Genomic DNA, 16,789 nt, shown 5'->3' with positions numbered 1-16,789 from the left:
GCTGCCGCCCGCGACCAAGCGGTGTGTAGCAAACACGGTCCATCAAGGAGAACGTCAATGTTTATCACTTCAAGAAACGTCTTTCTCGCCGCCATCGCGGTTTCGGTGCTGGCAGGGTGTCAGACGGCACCGCCGAGGGAATGCGAGAAGACCAAGCCCGGTGTCACTTACAACGGCAAATGCTGCGGCATCGGCACACAGTGCCGTGAAGGCAACAACACCCCTCATGACAAGCCCGACAGGCCCGATCCGCGGCCACAGTGATCCGCGAGCCAGAAACGTCCCGGCACGTGCCGGGACGTTTCGTCCCCCGACAGGGTGGATTTACGGATCGGAAGGCCGCTACCCGGTTCCTTGCTGGCCGGCATTTGAATACGAAACGGGACGGCGGGGCAGTAGACGATGCGGTCGCGCAGATCGCGCGAAAACTTCCCGCCGGATCTGTACTTCAAGGGGCTGTTCGACTGTTCGAAGGGAAGGTCCCGGAGAAACTCAGATTCGCTTTCCGTCGATGCGAAGGATGCTACTAAAAAAAATTCGAGATGCTCTTGAACTCATTTGGGGCGCCTCCTAATTCGATTCCCGCCAAGGCCATAAGGCTCGGCAAAAAATGGCGGCGCCGCACGGGGCGGCGTCCTTGTACCCATGTTGCTTCAAGGAGGATGTGGCTATGAGAACCTTTGATACCCTCTATCGGACCACCGTCGGTTTCGACCGGCTTTTTGACATGCTCGACAGCGGCACGCGTCCAGACTGGCCGCCCTATAACATCGAGAAGGTCGACGAGAACGATTACCGTATCTCGATGGCCATCGCAGGCTTCAGCCAGGATGAGGTCGAGCTTACCCAGCATGGACCCGAACTGGTCGTGGTAGGCCAGAAAGCTGATGATCAGAGCGGACGCCAGCTGCTGCACCAGGGCATCGCCTACCGCAGTTTCAGGCAGACGTTCAAGCTTGCCGACCACATGAAGATCAAGNCAGAGCGGACGCCAGCTGCTGCACCAGGGCATCGCCTACCGCAGTTTCAGGCAGACGTTCAAGCTTGCCGACCACATGAAGATCAAGGCAGCCAAACTGGAGAATGGCCTCCTCTCGATCGACATCGTCCGCGAGATTCCCGAAGAGCTGAAGCCGCGCCGCATCAGCATCGGCGTGGGCGACACGCCAACGGCCGCCACTCAGATCACGCAAGACACGGACCGCGCGCGTAAAGCCGCGTAATCCTGTCGATCTGTCACTTTGAACTGCGGGTCCGCCTCCCGGTTTCGGCCGGGAGGCCGTGATTGCGGAGAAACGAAGATGATCACTGCAGGACGTACTGGCGCGCCTCTGTAGCGCGCCCGCAGTTGGCCTAGACCGCGCAAACCATGAAACTCAATGGTTCGTTCGATTTGGAGGATCATATGAACGATCGGATGTTCGACAGCGCCGTGTTCGTGAAAAGCGGCGACAACCTTGTTCAGGAAATCACGTGTCTCGAGGATGCTCTGGAGTTCCTCTATGAATGGCCAAAGGACAGGCGCGGCCCCATTCACCAAACCGCATTGCGGGCCTGCCAGCGAGCTTTCGATAGCGATTATCCGCTTTCCGCAGCCAGAGAAGCGTTCAGCGGTTTTGCGAAAGCAGCCAGAATCCTTGAAGAAGTATCCACGACAATGCCGTGGATGATGGGCAGAGGTGGCGAAGGCGGAGGAGTGACTGCCTAAGCGCGTCGCGCTGAAACGGATTCATGCGACACGCTTTAAGTCTTTGTTTTGATGCATGTCGTTGTCCCAGAACCGCGGCACACTTCTGGGTGACATGCATTAGGAAAGGAGGTCATGATGCTATCGAAACCTTTTGAAAAGCCAGTCCGGGTGTGGGTGGGATTGGGCTTTCCCCGCCAACTCAACACGGTCGCAGATGCCTATCAATTCGCATCCGAATGGTGTGGCAACAGCCCGGAGCAGAGAGCTGCTATTCGCGCTTGCAAAGCCGCTCTGATTGGCGATGTGGAACCCGAGACAGCACGAGGCGTCTTCGTCGCGTTCGCTCGCAAGAAGGATATTCTTATGGAGGACGGCATCGAGCCTGCGCCTTCAAGGACGCTAAGCCCGCACCACGTCTAAAGCGCGTCGCGTTTGAAGGGACTCAGACGACGCGCTTTAGGTCTTTGTCCTTATGCATGTCGTCGTCTCAAAACCGGGGCCACTTTTGAGCGCCATGCATTCGAATGTCCACAAACACGAGGCGGCTGCCACAAGCGGTGGCCGCCTTACCCGCTAAGTCGTCGAAGGGGTGCGCCAAAAACGGGCTTGGCCAAGTTATCGAAAGGATGGTGGGCGTGACAGGGATTGAACCTGTGACCCCTGCAATGTCAATGCAGTGCTCTCCCGCTGAGCTACACGCCCATCCGAAGCCGCGCATACACCATTTTTGGTCCAGCGCGTCAATAGCCGGAAAGGGAAAGAAAGGCTCGTTTTGTTCGCGCCGCCGAAGCGGCGAGATCACACTGTGCGTGCTTCAGGCGGCCTGCAGCATTTTTTCGACCTCGTTGACGAGATCGCGCAGGTGGAAGGGCTTGGACAGCACCTTGGCGTCTTTCGGCGCCTTGGAATCGGGGTTGAGCGCGACGGCCGCGAAACCGGTGATGAACATCACCTTCAGGTCGGGATCGATCTCGGTGGCGCGGCGAGCGAGTTCGATGCCGTCCATCTCCGGCATGACGATATCGGTCAGCAGCAGGGAGAAAGGTTCTTCGCGCAGCCGCTCGTAGGCGCTGGCGCCATTGTCGAAATCGCTGACGTGGTAGCCGGCCCGCTCCAGTGCCTTGACCAGGAACCGGCGCATGTCGTCGTCGTCTTCCGCCAGCAGAATGCGTGCCATCTTGTCCCGTCCGAATCACCCCAGCCAAGCCTGCCGTCCGGCAAGCCCGTTAACCATCCTGTATATGAGGAGCTGACGGTAAACATCAAGTGAACGTTGGCGGCATTAATCCTGATTTGACGGGGTTCCTGACATGCCGAAATGCTGGACATGCGGCCGATGAGGTGGCAGTTTCCCATCATGATGCATTGCTGTTTCCGGGTTCGTTCAAATTGACGACGGCAGCCGAAGATTTTTCGGTCGTTCCACCCTTCGAAATCCGATCGGGCGCCGAGCAGCGCGTTCCCTTCGTCTTCAACTCACCGCATAGCGGCCGCTATTATCCAGACCGCTTCCTGGCCATGGCGCGGCTCGACCGGAGCGCCATCCGCCGCTCCGAGGATTGCTATGTCGACGAACTGTTCGGCGGCGCGGTGGCGCTGGGCGCGCCGATGCTGGCGGCGAATTTTCCGCGCGCCTATCTCGACGTCAATCGCGAACCCTGGGAACTCGACCCGCGCATGTTCGCCGAGCCGGTGCCGTCCTTCTGCAACATCCGCTCGGCGCGCGTTGCCGGCGGGCTCGGCACCGTGCCCAAGCTGGTGGGTGAGGGGCTCGACATCTATTCCGGCCGTCTGCCGCTGGCGGAGGCCGTCCAGCGCATAGAGGCGGTCTACAAACCCTATCACGAGACGCTGAAGCGGCTATTGACCAGAACCCATGCCAGGTTCGGCTATGCCGTGCTGATCGACTGCCATTCGATGCCGGCGAGCATCAGGGTGGGCGACAGCGGCCTGCGGCCGGATTTCATCGTCGGCGACCGTTTCGGCATCTCGGCCACGGCGGCCCTGACCGAGACGGCGATCGGCCTGCTCATCGGCATGGGCTACACCGTCGCCCACAACAAACCCTATGCAGGGGGTTTCATCACCGAGCATTACGGCCGGCCGGCGCGCCATCTGCATGCGCTGCAGATCGAGGTCAATCGCGGCCTCTACATGAATGAGCGGACGTTCCAGAAATCGGCCGGCTTCGATGCGCTGGCCGACGATATGGCGCGCTTTTCGGCCGACCTGATGGCGATGCCCGACCACCACTTCATCGACCTGCCGCTGGCCGCCGAATGACGCCGGAGCGGCGGCTGTTCATGAGATCCCGCGCTGGCCATCCCGCAGCGTAAAAAAAGACCGCATCGTTTGCACGACACGGTCGAAGTCTAGGGAGGAAACGCCCAAGGAGGGCATGGACAGGAAAACCTGTCCGAGAACAAATTTATTGTGCGATGCACAAATGTCAATCGATCCCACGCTTTTTTAATTCACTCTGATGTGGAAATGCGTTTCGATGGTCCCGATGTGTGACATTTCGGCAACGCTGATGTCTCTGATAAATCGATAAACCGGCTTGTTTTGGCGGGAAAGTGCCGGCAGACCGGGTTGGCACTCTGTAATGCGGGAGAATCACGTGGACATCAGCATCGATTTCATGCGCCGGATCGCGCAAGCGGCGGCGGCTGAAACCTTGCCGCGTTTCCGCGCACAGGGCGCGGTGGCCAACAAGGAAAAAGGCAGTTTCGACCCGGTCACCGAGGCCGACCGCGAGGCCGAGCGCGCCATTCGGGCGCTGATCTCGGCTGAGTATCCCGATCACGGTATACTTGGCGAAGAACATGGCAGCGAAAACATCTCCTCAAGGCATGTCTGGGTGATCGATCCGATCGATGGTACCCGCGCCTTCATCTCAGGCTTGCCGGTGTGGGGAACGCTGGTCGGATTGACGGTCGACGGTGACGCCGTCGCCGGCATGATGGCGCAGCCGTTCACCGGCGAGCTGTTCTACGCCAACGCTTCCGGCTCCCACTACGAAGGCCCCGGTGGGCCGCGGAAGCTGTCGACCCGCAAGAGGACGAAGCTTGACGAGGCGACCTTGTTCACCACCACGCCGGCGCTTTTCAAGGGCGAGGCGCGCACCCGCTACGACGCGTTCGAGAAACAGATCCAGCTCGCCCGCTACGGAGCCGATTGCTACGCCTTTGCCATGATCGCGTCCGGCAGCGTCGACATCGTCGCCGATCCCGGATTGAAACCCTACGACATCGTGGCGCTGATCCCGATCATCGAAAAGGCCGGCGGCGTCGTCACCACATTCGAGGGCGGTCCGGCGGAAAAGGGCGGCGACATCCTGGCCGCCGCAACGCCGGAGCTTCATGCGGCTGCAATGGCAGCCCTGCGGGGCTGATAGTCGACCCGATCAGCGCGGCTTGATCGAGCGCTGGAATTCCGCCGGCGTTCGCCCGTAGACCTGCCTGAACGCTGAGCTGAAATGGCTGTGGCTGGAGAAGCCGAGGTCCAGGCCGAGCGTGGTCAGATTGTCGTAGCGGCCAAGCAGGTCGAGCGCGCGCGCCAGCCGCAGGCGCAGATGGTAGCGATAGAGCGGCATCGCCTCGACCTGCTGGAAAACCTGCGTGAGATAAACCGGTGATACCCCGACTTCAGCGGCGATCTCGGCCAGCGTCCAGCGCCGCGAAAGATCCGAGGACAGGACGAGCTTGGCGCGATCGACCAGCTTCTGCCGGCCAGCGCTGGCGCCGGCGGCATGCGAGGTGCGCTCGCCGAGGGAGCGCCGCACCAGCGTCAGCGCCAGGGTTTCGGCCTCCAGCGTTTCGGCAATGTTGCGGCTCAGGCTGTGGCGCAGCACCGCCACCAGCGCCTGAGCCCGCGGGTCGATGCGGCGGCGCTGACGACGAAACGCCACGGCGCTGCCCGAGCGCAACTGCTCCTTCGGCGTCAACTCCTGCAGTTGCGCCTCCTCGATAACGAGATCGAGGCAGGAATCGCCACCCTCGACGGGATGGCTGATCCGGTAGCCTTCGGCGTTGTTGAAGAACAACAACTGGTTGGCTTCGGCGACCGCATCGTTGCGGCCGACATGGCGCACGAAGACGCCGCGATAGGGAAACACAAGATGCGTGGCAGCGGTGCACTCTTTTTCGCTCTTGTGCCGGCATTCGCCGCTGCAGAGGACATCCCTCACCCTGACGGTGCCGGTGTCCAGAAGCGTCTGTACCGTGAACTGCGACATGGTGAGCTGAGACATGGCCGTTGCATTCTACCCTTGCGCCGAAAGCTGCTCCGGCACATTAGGCGATTGGCTTGTCCAAACCTGTCAGGAGACTTCACCTGTCGGGCCCTTCGTAACGGCCATGGCTCAGTCCCACAAACGGCGCATGTATTCGCAGTGAGCGTCGCTGCGCGACAGGCCGATGTCCTTGAGCTGTTCGTCGGTCATTTCGAGCAAGGCAAGGCGGCTTCGGCGCCTTTCCAGTTGACGGCCGATCCAGTTGGCCGCCGCGATGCCTTGTGTCCGCAAGGACCGCCGGAACGTCGCGGTTTGAGTTGTCGGCTGATGTGCGAGGCATTGCGCCGCCGCTGCATGATCGGGGCGCATCGCTCAGGCTTCCCCGTTGCCGGCCACTGATGCGCCGGCCACTGAGGCGCCGGCTTCGTTCAGCGCAATCGCGCATTCCTCGCAGCAGACCTCGACGGTCTTGCCGCCGACCTTGACGCGGATCGGGTTGGCGTCCAGCTGGCAATCGCAGGCAGCGCAGGTTTTCTCGGTCATGACGTCATCCCCTTGGCGTTCAGTATGCGGAGAGATGAGCATTCCGGGGCGGCACCGGCTGTCAGAATCTTTAGCTCTTTGGGTGCTGCCGGCGCTGCTCCTGACAGAAGGCTGTCAGCAGGCGCAAGCTCAAGGCGCCGCAACATGCAGCGCCGGCGGCATCAGGCTGTTGGGTCGTCGTTGCCGGGTATGAAGGCGTCGAAGGCGGCGAGCAACTGCTCGCGATAGACATCGGCCTCCTGCAGGATCTCGTGTTTCGAGCCATCGATCATCAGCAGCGAGCCGAGGCGCAGACGCCTGGCATAGGCTTCCACGGCCTTGGTCGAGACGACCTGATCGGCGCCGGCGGCGATCATCAGCAGCGGCACCTGGATCCTGGCCATGAAGTCGGGCTCACTGATGGCTTCGCCTGCCTTGATTGCCGCCTGCAGCCAGCGGATCGTCGGCCCGCCGAGCGCCAGTTGCGGATAGTGCTCGTAGATTTTCGTGTTGCGCTGATAGCGCCCGGGGTCCGATGTCACCTTGTTGAGGGCGAAGGGCAGGGTTTCCCTGGGACGCGGACCCCAGGCGGCGTAGAGCCGGCCGAGGCCGAGAAAGCACAATATCGAGCAGACGCGGCGCGCGGTTTTTGCCGACACGGGCGAGTCGGGCACCGTCAGGAAAGGCGCAATCAGCACCATGCGACGCACCCGGTTGACCATCGACGGCGCCGCGAGCAGCGCGATCACGGCGCCCATCGAATGGGCGAGGATGTAATACGGGCCGCGGCAGTCGGGCAGCACGATATCCTCGAAGAACTGTTCGAGGTCGCCGGTGTAATCGTAGAAAGAGCGGACATAGCCGCGTTGCGGATCGGCGATCAGCCGGTCGGAATCGCCCTGGCCGCGCCAGTCGAGCGTGGCGACGCCGAGGCCGCGGTCGGTCAGGTTGCGGATGGTTTCGAAATACTTCTCGATGCACTCGTTGCGGCCGGGCAGCAGCACGACGGTGCCTTTCAGCGGCCGGGTGATCGCGGCAAACAGGCCGTAGCGGATCTTCTTGCCGTCGCGCGTGGTGAAAAAGCCGCCGGCGACATTTTGCGGCGGCGGATTGCCTGGCGTGGGATGGAAGAGATCCGTCATTAGGCGCTTGCGTCTTCGTGGTGTCTCACCCGGCAGGGCGTCGGCATGGTGATAGACGCCAATGGATGAAAAGCAAAGGGAGGACGCCAAGGGGGCGGACGAACGACAAGCAAGGCCGGAAGCAGCCTGCGGCGGCGTGCTTCCGGCCTCTGTCGATCCGGGAGGAAGGGACGTTACACCCGGTCGGCCTCGTCGCGGCGCTTTCATCCGGCGCCGCCTGGTTCTTTATCCTGGGGGCACTCTAGCGCCGGCCGGCTGAACGGGCGCCGAAGCAGCGGTTCATCTGCCGTTCATCGACGCCTCGATTGGCGCTCTTCAAAAATCCTTGAAATGCGCTTTTGCGCTCCCCAAATGTCGGATGCAGCCGCCGATGTCGGGGCTGCTGGTCCACCCGAAACGCCTTTCCAGGGTTTCGCACCGGCCACACGCAAACATGTTGCTCAACAGGAGAACACCTCATGCGTCACGTTGATTTTTCCCCGCTCTATCGCTCGACCGTCGGCTTCGACCGCCTGTTCACCATGCTCGACTCGCTGGCCCAGCCCGATGGCGCGCAGACCTATCCGCCCTACAACATCGAGCGCACCGGCGAGGACGCCTATCGCATCTCGATGGCGGTTGCCGGCTTCTCGGACGAAGAGATTTCGATCGAAGCCCACCGCAACGTGCTGACCGTCAAGGGTGAGCGCAAGGAAGAGGGCAATGGCGAAGGCTCCGAGCTGCTCTACCGCGGCATTGCCTCGCGTTCGTTCGAGCGCCGCTTCCAGCTTGCCGACCATGTCGAGGTCGTCGGCGCCACCCTGAAGAATGGCCTGCTTTTCGTCGACCTTAAGCGCAACATCCCCGAGGAGCTGAAGCCGCGCAAGATCGCGATTACCGCCTCTTCGGCCAACGCCAAGCAGATCGAGGCCAAGAACGCCGCGTGATCAAGACGGCGGCGTCACAACGCCCAAGGTTGAAAGCGTCTCCTCCCGAGACGAAAGCGGCGCCGCGAGGCGCCGCTTTTTTTCGCCGCAGCCTCTGTCACCCCAACCGAAGAGTTCTGGCTCTTTTGCGGCGGGCGCCGTCTTCCCATGAAGGGCGATGTCTGATCTTTCGGCTGATTTTTCCCTGGCCCTACCGGCAACCATTGCGGTGACCTTCCTGCTGGCCGGCATCGTCAAGGGCGTTACCGGTATGGGACTGCCGACGTTGGCGATGGGGCTGCTGGGCACAATCATGCCGCCGGTCGCCGCGGCTTCGCTGCTGATCGTGCCGTCCTTCGTCACCAATATCTGGCAGCTGTTTGCCGGCCCGAGCTTCGGATGGATCCTCAGGCGGCTGTGGCTGATGATGGTCGGCATCGTCGCCGGCACGCTGGCCGGCTCATGGCTGCTGGCCAGCGACAATGTCAAATGGACGACGGCCGGCCTCGGGGCGGCGCTGATCGTCTATGCCGTCTATACGCTGCTGGCGCGGCAGTTGACGGTTCCCGCGTCAGCCGAGCGCTGGTCGTCGCCCATCGTCGGTTTCCTTACCGGCATCGTCACCGGCGGCACCGGCGTGTTCGTCGTGCCCGCTGTACCTTACATTCAGGCGCTGGGCTTGAGCCGTGGCGATCTGATCCAGGCGCTCGGCCTGTCCTTCACCGTGTCGACGATCGCGCTCGCTGCCGGCCTTGCCTCGCACGGCGCGTTCCAGGTCGGGCATGTCGCCATGTCGTCGCTGGCGGTTGCGCCGGCCTTGCTCGGCATGTGGCTCGGACAGTTGCTCCGGCAGCGGATCAGCCCGGCGACCTTCCGGCGCTGGTTTCTTGTTTTCCTGATCTTGCTTGGCCTCGAGCTTTTGGCGCGGCCTTTCCTTGCTTAGCGATCGGTGCCGGTTGCGAGAACGGCCTCGACGTTTTGCCGGTGGACGGGCTCGTACAGCGCGAAGTACTCGACCGCGCCCGTGGCGAATATGTCGGCGCCGCAGGTTTTCAGATCCTGCTTCGCAAGATCAGGCTCACGCCGGCAGCGAAGCAGTTTTTGAACGTAGGCTTGCGTCGCGGCGATGAGGCCTTTGTCGTAGCCGCCTCGCTCAATCGCTTCGAGCGAGCCGTGATTGGGCAAGATGCGGTCTATCGACCAGCCGGCCATGCGTTCGAGATCGACCAGATGTTGCGCCAGCCGATCCGCCTCGCTGACATAGGTGATCGGATCCTCGAGCGTGTCGCCCGCCAGGAGCAGGCCGGTTTCGGGCATGAACAGCACCGTGCCGTCATGGCTGTGGATTTCGACCTGACGCAGTTCGACGGCGATCGATCCAACGGCGAGGTCAAGACTGCCTGCGAAGGTCCTGTTCGGCAGCACGAGAGGCTTGATCGGTGGAACACCGCTTTCGATCTCAGCCCGGTTGTTCGCGAGCGCCGAGGCGGTGAGCGTGTTGGCGATAATCTCGCAATCCTGAAACACCTCATTGCCGGCAATATGATCGTCATGCCAGTGGCTGAGCACGACCCGGATCGATGTTGCGCCCATGTCTTCGAGCGTCTGCCTGATGAAGCGCGCGTGAGGCAGCGAAATATGCGTGTCGTAGACAAGCGCCTGCGAACCATCGACGATCGCATAGGTGCAGATGCCGAGGGCATAGGCGCCGTCGTCCAGCCAGTTCGGCTCGTCCGACCAGGCGCGAACGCCGTCAACGCGGCCATCGTAGAAGCCGAGCACGTTTGGCGCCGGGCGAACCAGCCGCATGGTTGAGCCGAGAGGTGGCTTTGTCATTGGCGCGGTCTCGCGGGTTCAGGCGATCATCTGGCCGAAGCGATCGACCTCATCTGAAGTCGTGGCAAAGCTGGTGACGAAGCGATAGAGCAACTCGTCCTCGCCGACATGGCCGTCGAAGCCGTGCGGCCTGTGCCAGTCGTAAAAGGCTGCGCCGACGGATTGCAGCCTTTCGGCTTCCGCCTTTTTCATCACCGCGAACACCTCGTTGGCCTGCGGCAACCAGGCGAGCTTCGCCGTTGCCGAATCCTCGATCGCAGCCGCCAGGCGCGCGGCCATGGCATTGGCATGACGGGCCGTGTCCAGCCACAGGCCGTCTGTGAAGTAGGCGTCGAACTGCGCTGCGATGAAGCGCGACTTGGAGAACAGCTGTGCGGCGCGCTTGCGCAGGAAGGACAACTCCTTGGCGCGGTCTAGATCGAACAGCACCACCGCTTCGGCGCACCAGCAGCCGTTCTTGGTGCCGCCGAACGAGACGATGTCGACGCCGCGCTTCCAGGTCATTTCGGCCGGCGTCGTCTCAAGCGCGACCAATGCGTTGGCAAAACGGGCGCCGTCCATATGCAGCGGCAGGGAAAAGCGTTTGGCGATCTCCGAAATGGTGGAAATGTCGTCGAGCCCGTACACTGTGCCGACTTCGGTCGATTGGGTGATCGAGACGGCCGTCGGGCGTCCCCAATGGACGATTTCGGGTGCGAAACGGGCGACGGCGCGTTCAAGATTGTGCGGATCGATCTTGCCCAGGGCGCCGTCGACAGCATGGAGACGCGAGCCGCCGCTGAAATATTCCGGCGCGCCGCATTCGTCCTCGATGATGTGCGATTCGCGGTGCGCAAAGGAAATGCCGCCGGGCTTGTTGTAAGCGGCCAGGGACAGCGAGTTGGCCGCCGTGCCGGTAGCGACGAAGAACACCGCGACCTCGCGTTCGAAGATCTCGCTGAAACGCTGGTAGACGGCGCGGTCGAGATCGCCATCGCCATAGGCGGTCGAAAAGCCGCCGGCATTGGCTGACAGCCCGGCGGCAATGTTGGAATGGACGCCCGCCCAGTTGTCGGATGCAAAGAACATCAGGAAAGTCCCTGCCTGGTTGAGAAGTCTGGTTGCGACAAGAGCGCGACCATGGCCGTTTCGGGGTTTGACGCGCAAGGGCCAAGGGCTGAAAAAGCGGTAAAGCCAAAGGCGATCACGAAGGAGTGCCGGGACCGAAATTTCGTTTCGACAGCGCCCGACGTAATTTTCTGTCGCCAAACGTCCAAGAATTTGGTGAATCGGTCTTGTGTGCGCCCAGGATTTCTGCCATAAAAATTTAGGACAGTAGTGCTGTCTTATTTTGTCGCACAAGTCAGGCTGGATTGGCGTATCATTTGGGCCACTCCGGCCGTTGCCGCGAGCGACGGGTAGACGGCTCGGCTGTGGCCTGTACGATACCGGATACGAACCGGCGGTGCACCGCACGGTCCGCCAAGGATTTCGAAAAGACGTGCCGCAAGAATGAGAGCGGAAGCCAGTCGCTTCCCAAGGTAGACCAGCGCCCCAAATGCTAGACGTGCAAGGGGCCGGAACGGAGGACAGGACGATGACGGAACTGACGCCATCTGCGATTATCGGCCAGGCCGCGCAGACGAAAGCGGCAGCCGTTAAAAATACCGTTCTGACCAAAGAAGGCCAGACCACCAACGGCCTGACCACCAATGGCATGGCCGCGCAGGGTCTCTACGATCCGCGCAACGAGCATGACGCGTGCGGCGTCGGCTTCATCGTCAACATGAAGAACGTGAAGTCGCACCAGATCGTCAAGGACGGGCTCTTCGTGCTCGAAAACCTGACGCATCGCGGCGCTGTCGGCGCCGATCCGCTGATGGGCGACGGCGCCGGCGTGCTGGTGCAGATTCCCGATCATTTCTTCCGCGAAGAGATGGCGGCCCAGGGCGTCGAACTGCCGGCGGCAGGCCAATACGGCGTCGGCCACTGGTTCATGCCGCAGGATGCGGCACTGCGCGCCCATATCGAAGAGATCATCGCCGAATCGGCGCTGTCAGAAGGGCTGCCGCTTTTAGGCTTTCGCGACGTGCCAGTCGACAATTCATCGCTGTCGAAGGCGCCCGATATTGCGGCCTCCGAACCGTTCCATCGCCAGGTCTTCATCGGCCGCACATCGGACATTCCAGATGACGAGGAATACGAGGCCAGGCTGTACCTGCTGCGGAAGGTGATTTCCGGCCGTATCTACGCCGAGAACAACAACAAGGATATCGGCGCCTACTGTGTGTCGCTATCGGCGCGTACCATTGTCTACAAGGGCATGTTCCTGGCCTACCAGGTCGGCGCCTATTACAAGGATTTGTCGGATCCGCGTTTCGAGACCGCGCTGATCCTCGTCCACCAGCGCTTCTCGACCAACACCTTCCCGTCCTGGAAGCTGGCGCACCCTTACCGCATGGTCGCGCATAATGGCGAGATCAACACGGTGCGCGGCAACAACAACTGGATGGCGGCGCGCCAGGCCTCGGTCGATTCCGAACTGTTCGGCAACAACATCTCCAAGCTGTGGCCGATCTCCTATGACGGCCAGTCCGACACGGCGTGCTTCGACAATGCGCTCGAATTCCTGTTCCAGGGCGGCTACAGCCTCAGCCATGCCATGATGATGCTGATCCCCGAAGCGTGGGCCGGCAACAAGCTGATGGATGCCGACCGCAAGGCTTTCTACGAATACCATGCAGCCCTGATGGAGCCGTGGGACGGGCCGGCCGCGGTCGCCTTCACCGACGGCCGCCAGATCGGCGCCACGCTCGACCGCAACGGGCTGCGGCCGGCGCGCTACATCGTCACCGACGACGACCGCGTCATCATGGCGTCAGAGGCCGGCGTGCTGCCGGTGCCGGAGGAGAGGATCGTCAAGAAGTGGCGGCTGCAGCCCGGCCGCATGCTTCTGATCGACCTCGCCAAGGGCCGCATCATTTCCGACGAGGAGATCAAGTCGGAGATCGCCACCAGGCATCCCTACAAGACCTGGCTTAACAACACGCAGCTGATCCTCGAGGATCTGAAGCCGGTCGAGCCGCGCGCGCTGCGCAAGGATGTCAGCCTGCTCGATCGCCAGCAGGCTTTCGGCTACACGCAGGAAGACACCAAGCTGTTGATGTCGCCGATGGCGACCACCGGCCAGGAAGCCGTGGGTTCGATGGGCACCGACACGCCGATCTCGGCGATGTCGGACAAGTCGAAGCTGCTCTACACCTATTTCAAACAGAATTTCGCCCAGGTCACCAACCCGCCGATCGACCCGATCCGCGAGGAGCTGGTGATGAGCCTTGTCTCGTTCATCGGGCCGCGGCCCAACATCTTCGACCTGGTCGGCAATTCGCGCCGCAAGCGGCTCGAAGTGCGCCAGCCGATCCTGACCAATGGCGATCTGGAAAAGATCCGCTCGATCGGCCACACCGAGGACCGTTTCGACACCAAGACCATCGACATCACCTACGGGTCGAGCGAGGGCGCGGCCGGCATGCAGGGCGCCGTCGAGCGTCTGTGCGAGCGCGCCGAGGCGGCCGTTGCCGGCGGCTACAACATCATCATCCTGTCCGACCGCCAGGTGGGTCCCGACCGTATCGCCATTCCGGCACTGCTGGCGACGGCTGCCGTGCACCACCATCTGATCCGCAAGGGTCTGCGCACCGCGGTCGGCCTGGTTGTCGAATCCGGCGAGCCGCGCGAAGTGCATCATTTCTGCTGTCTCGCCGGCTACGGCGCCGAGGCGATCAACCCCTACCTTGCCTTCGACACGCTGCTCGACATGCACAAGCGTGGCGAACTGCCGGCGGAGGTCGACGCCTACGAGGTGGTCTCGCGCTACATCAAGTCGATCGGCAAGGGCATCCTCAAGGTGATGTCGAAGATGGGCATCTCCACCTATCAGTCCTATTGCGGCGCGCAGATATTCGACGCCATCGGGCTGAAGTCGGATTTCGTCGAGAAGTACTTCACCGGCACAGCGACGCTGATCGAAGGTGTCGGCCTGGACGAGGTCGCGGCCGAGACGCTCAGCCGCCACACCGACGGTTTCGGCAACGATCCGGTGCTGCGCAACAGCCTCGAGGTCGGCGGCGAGTACATGTACCGCATGCGCGGCGAAGCCCATATGTGGTCGCCCGACGCCGTCGCCACCTTGCAGCACGCCGTGCGCCAGGGCTCGTGGGAGACGTTCAAGGAGTATTCCGCGCAGATCGACAGCGAGACGGCCCGTGCTCAGACCATACGCGGCCTGTTCAGGATCAAGCTTGCGGAAGAGACCGGCCGCAAGAAGGTGGCGATAGAGGACGTGATGTCGGCGGCCGATATCGTCAAGCGCTTCTCGACCGGGGCGATGTCGTTCGGCTCGATCTCGCGCGAGGCACACACGACGCTGGCGCGCGCCATGAACCAGATCGGCGGCAAGTCGAACACCGGCGAGGGCGGCGAAGAGGCAGACCGCTATCTGCCGCTGCCGGGCGGCGGCAAGAACCCCGAACGTTCGGCGATCAAGCAGGTCGCCTCGGGACGGTTTGGCGTCACCGCCGAGTATCTCGTCAATTCCGATGTCATGCAGATCAAGGTCGCGCAGGGCGCCAAGCCCGGTGAGGGCGGCCAGCTGCCCGGCCACAAGGTCGACGCCACCATCGCCAAAGTCCGGCACTCGACGCCTGGCGTCGGCCTGATCTCGCCGCCGCCGCATCACGACATCTATTCGATCGAGGATCTGGCGCAGCTGATCTACGATCTGAAGAACGTCAACCCGGCGGCCGATGTCTCGGTAAAGCTGGTGTCGGAAGTCGGTGTCGGCACGGTCGCGGCGGGCGTCGCCAAGGCGCGCGCCGACCACATCACCATCTCCGGCTATGATGGCGGCACCGGCGCGTCGCCGCTGACCTCGCTCAAGCATGCCGGCAGTCCATGGGAAATGGGCCTTGCCGAGACGCACCAGACGCTGGTGCTGAACGGGCTGCGCTCGCGCGTTGCACTGCAGGTCGATGGCGGCTTGCGCACGGGGCGCGACGTCATCATCGGTGCGCTGCTCGGTGCCGACGAGTTCGGCTTCTCGACCGCGCCGCTGATCGCGGCCGGCTGCATCATGATGCGCAAGTGCCACTTGAACACCTGCCCGGTCGGCGTCGCGACGCAGGACCCGGTTCTGCGCAAGCGTTTCAAGGGCACGCCCGAGCATGTCATCAACTTCTTCTTCTATGTTGCGGAAGAGGTGAGGGGGCTGCTGGCCGAGATGGGCTACACCCATATGGACCAGATCATCGGCGACAGCGACCTGCTGGAAAAGCGCGAGATGATCCAGCATTGGAAGGCGCGTGGGCTCGATTTCGGCAAGATGTTCTTCAAGCCGGACGCGCCGCATGAGGCGGTGCACTGGACCGAACGGCAGAAACACCCGATCGACGATGTACTCGATCGCAAGCTGATCGAACTGGCGAGGCCCGCGCTCGAAAGCAAGCAGCCGGTCAAGATCGAGGTCGACATCCGCAATGTCGATCGCTCCACGGGCGCCATGCTGTCGGGCGAAGTCGCCAAGCGCTTCAGGCACAAGGGCCTGCGCGAGGACACGATCCAGGTGAAGCTGACCGGCACCGCCGGCCAGTCGTTCGGCGCCTTCCTGGCGCGCGGCATCTCGTTCGATCTCGTCGGTGCGGCCAACGACTATGTCGGCAAGGGCCTGTCGGGCGGACGCATCGTCATCCGGCCGCCGGAGGAGTCCAGGATCGTCGCGGCGGAATCGATCATCGTCGGCAACACCGTCCTCTATGGCGCGACCGAGGGCGAGGCCTATTTCGCAGGTGTCGCCGGCGAGCGCTTCGCGGTGCGCAATTCGGGCGTCGCCGCCGTCGTTGAAGGCGTCGGCGATCATGGCTGCGAATACATGACCGGCGGCATCGTCGTCGTCATCGGCCAGACCGGTCGCAACTTCGCTGCCGGCATGTCGGGCGGCGTGGCCTATGTTCTGGATGAGGCCGGCGATTTCGCCGCGCGCTGCAACATGGCGATGGTCGAGCTGGAGCCGGTTCCGGAAGAAGACGATCTGATGGAAAGGCTGCTGCATCATGGCGGTGACCTCGACCACAAGGGTCGCGTCGACGTCTCGGGCGACATGACCACCCATGACGAGGAACGGCTCTACCAGCTTATCTCGAACCACGTCCATTTCACCGGTTCGGTACGCGGCCGCGAGATACTCGACGACTGGACGACCTTCCGGCCGAAATTCCGCAAGATCATGCCGGTCGAATACCGCCGCGCGCTGATCGAGATGGAACGCATGCGCATGGGCGTGGCGGCGGAATAGTTTTTCGACTTGCCGGGAGGCGCAGGCTTCCCGGCGGAACTTTCAGCGACAGTTTGACCTCGGATGCAAGGTTGCCACGGCTGCCTCAAGGGGTTAACGGGTGCGAAAACCGCACCATCTGGACAGCAGGAA

15 protein-coding genes, 1 tRNA gene and 1 pseudogene are annotated in these 16,789 nt (G+C 62.4%); 9 read left to right on the top strand and 8 right to left on the bottom strand.

From position 1 onward, the window contains the following. Nucleotides 1–57 precede the first annotated feature (57 nt). The 4 genes and pseudogenes from X730_RS1000000165700 (at nucleotide 58) to X730_RS161930 (ending at nucleotide 2,110) form a co-directional block, all read left to right on the top strand. On the top strand, nucleotides 58–264 hold the full coding sequence (locus tag X730_RS1000000165700; protein ID WP_081731494.1) for a hypothetical protein: 207 nt from the start codon (nucleotides 58–60) through the stop codon (nucleotides 262–264). Between the two features lie 406 nt (nucleotides 265–670). Next, nucleotides 671–1,223 (top strand): annotated as a pseudogene (locus tag X730_RS1000000168455) (Hsp20 family protein). Between the two features lie 182 nt (nucleotides 1,224–1,405). Next, nucleotides 1,406–1,708, top strand: a complete 303-nt coding sequence (locus tag X730_RS161925; protein ID WP_023683230.1) for a DUF982 domain-containing protein — start codon at nucleotides 1,406–1,408, stop codon at nucleotides 1,706–1,708. A gap of 114 nt (nucleotides 1,709–1,822) precedes the next feature. Continuing rightward, the gene (locus X730_RS161930; RefSeq protein ID WP_031197745.1) at nucleotides 1,823–2,110 is read left to right on the top strand and encodes a DUF982 domain-containing protein; all 288 of its coding nucleotides are present in this window, start codon (nucleotides 1,823–1,825) and stop codon (nucleotides 2,108–2,110) included. 207 nt (nucleotides 2,111–2,317) lie between these two features. Here X730_RS161930 and X730_RS161935 read toward each other — a convergent pair. Then, nucleotides 2,318–2,392, bottom strand: a tRNA-Val gene (locus X730_RS161935). Between the two features lie 112 nt (nucleotides 2,393–2,504). After that, a complete protein-coding gene (locus X730_RS161940; protein WP_023671195.1) occupies nucleotides 2,505–2,867 on the bottom strand; it encodes a response regulator in 363 nt (120 codons plus the stop codon). A 164-nt stretch (nucleotides 2,868–3,031) separates the two neighbouring features. Between X730_RS161940 and X730_RS161945 the strand changes: the two genes are divergently transcribed. Beyond that, nucleotides 3,032–3,973, top strand: coding sequence for an N-formylglutamate amidohydrolase (locus tag X730_RS161945; RefSeq protein WP_023733490.1), 942 nt, complete (start codon nucleotides 3,032–3,034; stop codon nucleotides 3,971–3,973). Nucleotides 3,974–4,310: 337 nt separating this feature from the next. Further along, the gene (gene hisN / locus X730_RS161950) at nucleotides 4,311–5,084 is read left to right on the top strand and encodes a histidinol-phosphatase (RefSeq protein WP_023671197.1); all 774 of its coding nucleotides are present in this window, start codon (nucleotides 4,311–4,313) and stop codon (nucleotides 5,082–5,084) included. A 12-nt stretch (nucleotides 5,085–5,096) separates the two neighbouring features. Here the strand turns inward: hisN and X730_RS161955 are convergent, their stop codons facing one another. The 4 genes from X730_RS161955 to X730_RS161965 all read right to left on the bottom strand — a co-directional run bounded on the left by X730_RS161955 (nucleotide 5,097) and on the right by X730_RS161965 (nucleotide 7,588). Then, complete coding sequence (locus tag X730_RS161955) at nucleotides 5,097–5,927, bottom strand: AraC family transcriptional regulator (protein ID WP_023755027.1); 831 nt, start codon at nucleotides 5,925–5,927, stop codon at nucleotides 5,097–5,099. A gap of 126 nt (nucleotides 5,928–6,053) precedes the next feature. Then, on the bottom strand, nucleotides 6,054–6,293 hold the full coding sequence (locus tag X730_RS161960; RefSeq protein WP_023686421.1) for a DUF1127 domain-containing protein: 240 nt from the start codon (nucleotides 6,291–6,293) through the stop codon (nucleotides 6,054–6,056). Between the two features lie 3 nt (nucleotides 6,294–6,296). Continuing rightward, a complete protein-coding gene (locus X730_RS1000000168040) occupies nucleotides 6,297–6,467 on the bottom strand; it encodes a hypothetical protein (protein WP_023683236.1) in 171 nt (56 codons plus the stop codon). A 161-nt stretch (nucleotides 6,468–6,628) separates the two neighbouring features. Continuing rightward, the gene (locus X730_RS161965) at nucleotides 6,629–7,588 is read right to left on the bottom strand and encodes an alpha/beta hydrolase (RefSeq protein ID WP_023686420.1); all 960 of its coding nucleotides are present in this window, start codon (nucleotides 7,586–7,588) and stop codon (nucleotides 6,629–6,631) included. Nucleotides 7,589–8,046: 458 nt separating this feature from the next. Between X730_RS161965 and X730_RS161970 the strand changes: the two genes are divergently transcribed. Next, nucleotides 8,047–8,514 carry an Hsp20 family protein gene (locus X730_RS161970; RefSeq protein WP_023671202.1) on the top strand — a complete coding sequence of 156 codons (468 nt, stop codon included), beginning with the start codon at nucleotides 8,047–8,049 and terminating at the stop codon, nucleotides 8,512–8,514. 157 nt (nucleotides 8,515–8,671) lie between these two features. Then, complete coding sequence (locus X730_RS161975) at nucleotides 8,672–9,436, top strand: sulfite exporter TauE/SafE family protein (protein WP_023825455.1); 765 nt, start codon at nucleotides 8,672–8,674, stop codon at nucleotides 9,434–9,436. Here the strand turns inward: X730_RS161975 and X730_RS161980 are convergent. Next, complete coding sequence (locus X730_RS161980; protein ID WP_023747133.1) at nucleotides 9,433–10,329, bottom strand: MBL fold metallo-hydrolase; 897 nt, start codon at nucleotides 10,327–10,329, stop codon at nucleotides 9,433–9,435. The genes X730_RS161975 and X730_RS161980 overlap by 4 nt on opposite strands. A gap of 18 nt (nucleotides 10,330–10,347) precedes the next feature. Beyond that, complete coding sequence (locus X730_RS161985; protein ID WP_023686416.1) at nucleotides 10,348–11,397, bottom strand: low specificity L-threonine aldolase; 1,050 nt, start codon at nucleotides 11,395–11,397, stop codon at nucleotides 10,348–10,350. A 508-nt stretch (nucleotides 11,398–11,905) separates the two neighbouring features. Between X730_RS161985 and gltB the strand changes: the two genes are divergently transcribed. After that, nucleotides 11,906–16,657 carry a glutamate synthase large subunit gene (gene gltB / locus X730_RS161990; protein ID WP_023825454.1) on the top strand — a complete coding sequence of 1,584 codons (4,752 nt, stop codon included), beginning with the start codon at nucleotides 11,906–11,908 and terminating at the stop codon, nucleotides 16,655–16,657. Nucleotides 16,658–16,789 lie beyond the last annotated feature (132 nt).

Source organism: Mesorhizobium sp. L103C131B0 (genome assembly GCF_000502275.1).
Classification (GTDB): domain Bacteria; phylum Pseudomonadota; class Alphaproteobacteria; order Rhizobiales; family Rhizobiaceae; genus Mesorhizobium.
The sequence above is the reverse complement of the archived record's forward strand: the minus strand, read 5'-3'. Positions and strand labels throughout refer to the sequence as shown.